This is a genomic window from Sciscionella sediminilitoris, assembly GCF_000737195.2.
GTDB classification, from domain to species: domain Bacteria; phylum Actinomycetota; class Actinomycetes; order Mycobacteriales; family Pseudonocardiaceae; genus Sciscionella; species Sciscionella sediminilitoris.
This window is the reverse complement of the sequence record NZ_JALM01000149.1, coordinates 1-3,696: the sequence shown is the minus strand read 5'-3', so window position 1 is coordinate 3,696 and position 3,696 is coordinate 1. Positions and strand designations below refer to the sequence as shown.

Annotated in this window: 5 protein-coding genes and 1 pseudogene; 3 read left to right on the top strand and 3 right to left on the bottom strand. The window is 70.2% G+C overall.

Annotation, left to right across the window (positions count from 1 at the left end; genetic code table 11):
- A pseudogene (locus tag AD72_RS37390) lies at positions 1-613 on the top strand (hypothetical protein); the annotation flags it as partial.
- A gap of 51 nt (positions 614-664) precedes the next feature.
- Here AD72_RS37390 and AD72_RS34055 read toward each other — a convergent pair.
- Both AD72_RS34055 and AD72_RS34050 read right to left on the bottom strand, forming a co-directional pair.
- Entirely contained in the window at positions 665-1,117 is a 453-nt protein-coding gene (locus tag AD72_RS34055) for a hypothetical protein (protein ID WP_031470774.1), read from the bottom strand.
- Between the two features lie 105 nt (positions 1,118-1,222).
- A complete protein-coding gene (locus AD72_RS34050; protein WP_031470773.1) occupies positions 1,223-1,492 on the bottom strand; it encodes a helix-turn-helix transcriptional regulator in 270 nt (89 codons plus the stop codon).
- A gap of 118 nt (positions 1,493-1,610) precedes the next feature.
- Here AD72_RS34050 and map point away from each other — a divergent pair, with 118 nt between their 5' ends.
- On the top strand, positions 1,611-2,435 hold the full coding sequence (gene map / locus AD72_RS34045) for a type I methionyl aminopeptidase (protein WP_031470772.1): 825 nt from the start codon (positions 1,611-1,613) through the stop codon (positions 2,433-2,435).
- A 139-nt stretch (positions 2,436-2,574) separates the two neighbouring features.
- Complete coding sequence (locus AD72_RS34040) at positions 2,575-3,411, top strand: GNAT family N-acetyltransferase (RefSeq protein ID WP_051899321.1); 837 nt, start codon at positions 2,575-2,577, stop codon at positions 3,409-3,411.
- Here the strand turns inward: AD72_RS34040 and AD72_RS34035 are convergent.
- The coding region (locus AD72_RS34035) for an ATP-binding cassette domain-containing protein (protein ID WP_156365514.1) at positions 3,333-3,696 on the bottom strand (364 nt) is incomplete at its 5' end. The two genes, AD72_RS34040 and AD72_RS34035, sit on opposite strands and share 79 nt — an antisense overlap.

Below are 3,696 nucleotides of genomic sequence, written 5' to 3'. Positions count from 1 at the left end.
CACCGCCGCCGATCGGCGGCCGTGGCTCAAGATGGGCGCGTCGACCGGGCACTCGACACGGGTCAGACCGACGACCACACTGCTCGGCGATGTCCTCGACCCGGCGACGATCGCCGCGAACATCAAGTCCGCGGGCACCGTCCGGAAAAGCGAGCCCGGCACCGTCGACGGCAGGCCTGTCACGCACTACTCGATCCGGCTGAAACCGGACAAGCTCTTGGGGCCGGACAAGCTCATGGACCAGAGCGCGGAACGCGAGTCACTGCCGTCGATCCTGCCCGCCGAGCTCGACGTCGACCGGAACCAGCTCCCGGTCAAGATCGTGCTGTCCACGGTGACCCCGGAGTATGCGCTGGTGCGCATGCGCGCGCACTACACCGACTGGGGAAAGCCGGTCGATATCCAGGCCCCCGTTTCCGGGCAGTACGCCAACGTCGATGCCGTGCTGCGCAACGAGCGGACCGGCGGATCCGCACCGGTCGACTCCTCGCTGCGGGATGCCGAGAAGAAGCTCCGCAAGCAGCTCGACGAGCTCAACAAGGAACAGAGCCACAAAGAACAGGGACACGAGGAGCAGGGCCAAGAGACGCACCGGGGCAGCGGCGGGAGCTGATCCGCACGCCGGTGCGCCACGCGCGTGGCTGCTCCGTGTGCTGCTGCCGGATCAATCCATATCCGCTCCCTTCCGGTCGAAGGTCTCCACGATCCGGGCCGCGAGCACGGACACCGGGGCCGAATCGTCGATGAAGGCGCCATCGGGAAAGCTCAGCCTGCCGAGCCGCGCGCCGAGCTCACCCGGTTGCGTCCCTTTGCTGAAGTAGCTCCAATTCCGCTTTCCCGGCAAAACGGGGAACACGACCGTTTGCTTCCCGGCGCGGATCTCCAGGCTCCGGGCAGGGCCGGTGGATTCCCGTCCGGGATCGGCTACCGGGGGACCGGCCTCCGCGTCGAGCGTGTACCGGCACAAGGTCGCGGCGAGGGCTTCGGCAAGCCGGTCACTCGCCTGCTGTGGCGTGCTCGGCGCACCCGGTCGTGTGCGCGGCCCCGGCGGAAGGCGGCAGCTGTTCCGCCCCGCGCCTTCGGGCCCGTTCCGCTCCTGATCCACTGCGGTCTCCACGTGCACGCTCCACACCCCTCCGCGCCGTCCCGGTCTCGCTGTGATCCCAGGATAGCACGATTTTTCGAACACGTGTTCCCCTGTGTTCGAACGAGGTGCCGTGAGTCAGGAGACCGCTTCCAGTGGGAGTTCGCCGCCCCGCCAGGTGTCCGCCAGCTCCTGTACCGGCAGGCCGAGTGCTTCACCGAGGCGGATGATCGTGCCGAATCCGGGGGAGGGCAGCCGCCCGGTCTCGATCTTGCGCAGGGTTTCCGGGGAGATGCCCGCCGCGTGTGCGACCTCGCCGAGTTCGCGCTCCGCCCGCGCCTGGCGCAGCAGTGCGCCGAGGCGCCTGCCTGCTTCGATCTGTTCGGGGGTGAGCGGCTGGCGGACCATGGTTCCAGGATAGTGTTGGTATTACTATACCGGCAAGTGTTAGGCTCTTGGTATAACTATACCGGCCCTTGTGGGTATCGCCCCGGTGGCCGGGCCAATCCTGTGACGCGAGGTATCCGTGATTGAACTGAAGACGCCTGCGGAGATCGACCGCATGCACGTGACCGGGCGGTTCGTCGCCGAGATCCTTTCCGAGATCGGCCGGATCGCCGAGGTGGGCGTCAACCTCATGGACCTGGAACACCACGCGCGCGGCATGATCGAACGGCGCGGGGCGGTGTCCTGCTACTGGGACTACGCCCCTTCGTTCGGCATGGGCCCGTTCCGCAACGTCATCTGCCTCTCGGTCAACGACGCCGTGCTGCACGGCCTGCCGCACGACTACACGCTGCGCGACGGGGATGTGCTCACCGCGGACCTCGCGGTCACCATCGACGGCTGGGCTGCCGATTCGGCGCGCACGGTCATCGTCGGTACCGCGGCCGAGGAGGATCTGCGGATCATCCGGGCCACCGAGGAAGCCCTGGAGGCCGCGATCGAGAAGGCGCGTCCGGGGAACCGGCTCGGCGACATCTCGGCGGCGATCTGGGAGGTGGCCGATGACTACGGTTATCCGGTCAACACCGAGTTCGGCGGGCACGCCATCGGCCGCACCATGCACGAGGATCTGCACGTGCCCAACAAGGGCAGGGCGGGGCGCGGCCTCAAGCTCCGGCCGGGCCTGACCCTGGCGCTCGAGCCCTGGTTCGCCCGCACCACCGACCGGATCATCTTCGACGAGGACGGCTGGACCATCCGCTCGGCCGATGGTTCGCGCACCGCCCACTCCGAGCACACGGTCGCCATCACCGAGGACGGACCCCGGGTGCTCACCCGGCGCGCACTGGAGGACCCCGTATCCAAGGGGGCCGCGGAAAACCGGATCGCCACGAACGAGGCTTGACGGACCGCGTGATCGGTTGCACGGTTCGATGCTGGGGTATCGCACTGGCAGCGGGCGCACAGCGCGCTGGCACGGAACTGGCACCGGGATCCGCGCACTGGCGGGGCTGGCCCGGATCGGCCGAGCGGAGGGAACACGGATGACGGCTTCGCCCGCCGCGCCCGATCCGGAAACGCTGCGGGGCTTGCAGGAGCGGGTCGCGAAGGCGAACCCGGCCGAGCACGTCGAGCATCTCGGCCAATGGTGGCTGCGCCGCTCCGCGGGCCCCTCGTGGTGGACGGCAACGGTGCTGCCGCACGGCGAAACCGATGCGGCCGAGCTCGCCGCCCGGATCGCGGCCGCCGAACGGTTCTACGCGGAAGCCGGTACGCCCGCGAGGTTTCAGATCAGCCCGGGCGCGTGCGCCGCCGAGCTGGACGCGGTCCTCGCCGCGCGCGGGTACCGGGCGAGCGGGGCCGTCTCGTTGCGCGCGGCCGTGACCGAGGAGGTGCGGGCCCTGCGTGCCCCGGAGGGTCCGCCTGCCCAGGTGCGGGAGGATCCGAGCGCCGCCTGGTTCGCGGCCTGGCGCACCGTGCACGGGCACGGCGGGGATCCCGGCACCGAACGGGACATGCTCGAACGGGTGCGGCAGCCGAGCGCGTACGCGAGTGTGCTGGACGGGTCCGAGGTCATCGCGGTCGGCAGGGCCGTCGCCGAAGCGGGCTGGGCGGGCGTGTTCGGCATGGCTACCCTCCCGAAGGCGCGCGGCAGGGGTGCGGCGCGCGCGGTGCTGTGCTCCCTCGCCGACTGGGCGGGCACGCACGCCGCACCCCGGATGTACCTCCAGGTCGAGTCCGGCAATCAGGCGGCGGTCCGGCTCTACGAACGCCTGGGGTTCGCCGAGCTCTGTCGCTACCACTACCGCACCGAACCGGGCGCCGCCGAGAGTTCCAACCGTGGCCAGGACGCGGTATCGCGCAGCAACTGCCGGTCGTGACTGGCGAGCACCACCGCGGCCGGAGTCGCGGCCAGCGCCTCGGTGAGCTCGTCCACAAGGGACATCGAGAGGTGGTTGGTCGGTTCGTCCAGCAGCAGCACGTGCGGCCGGGCGGCGAGCACCAGCGCCAGATCGAGGCGCCGCCGCTGCCCCACGGAGAGCTCACCGGGTGGCCTGCCGATCGCGGAACGGGGCAGCAGGCCGAGCGCGTTCAGCGAAACCGGCTCGGTTCCGGGGAACGCGCCCTCGAAGACCTCGCGCACGCTGCGCCCGGACCGGTCCGGG

Excerpts from the sequence above, each read along its gene's own strand:
- AD72_RS34050 (WP_031470773.1), bottom strand. The coding sequence starts at position 1,492 with ATGGTCCGCCAGCCGCTCACCCCCGAACAGATCGAAGCAGGCAGGCGC.
- AD72_RS34040 (WP_051899321.1), top strand. The coding sequence starts at position 2,575 with ATGACGGCTTCGCCCGCCGCGCCCGATCCGGAAACGCTGCGGGGCTTG.